The organism is Thermus sp. FJN-A (assembly GCF_054655095.1).
In genome coordinates, this window is record NZ_BAAHSC010000150.1 from 1 (window position 1) to 403 (window position 403).

Here is a 403-nt window from a genome sequence, read left to right on the forward strand (position 1 = left end):
CCCGCCCCAGGGCCTCCACCACCAGGAAGCGCCCCTCCACGGGCTCCTGGGTCTCGCGGTTGAAGCCCCTCACCTCGGCCCAGACCTCCCAGCGGCCCCGCCAGTCCAGGTAGTCCAGCACGGCCACCTCCGGCGTCCCCACCAGGTGGCGGAAGGCGGAGGCGAAGCCCTGGCCCGAGAGGGGCCAGAGGGCGAAGCCGGAGAGGGCGAGGAAGAGGGCCAGGGTGGCCTCCTGGGGGGAGGCGTAGCGGATTCTCCACTCCCGGGAGGGGAAGAAGAAGAACTGCACCCGCCAGGGCCAGAGGAGGGGCACCCCGTTCACATTCATGGTGTCCAGGAGGAGGTGGGAGAGGTAGCCCGTCAGGAAGGCTCCATAGGCCCCCGGGGCCGCCTGGCGGAGGGG

The 403-nt window shown here is 72.0% G+C and carries 1 protein-coding gene; it reads right to left on the minus strand.

Going from position 1 to position 403, the window contains the following annotated elements; translation table 11 throughout:
* Positions 1-403 (minus strand): metal-dependent hydrolase (locus ACYQ0J_RS00770; RefSeq protein WP_460170294.1); only part of this gene is annotated, 403 nt, incomplete at both ends.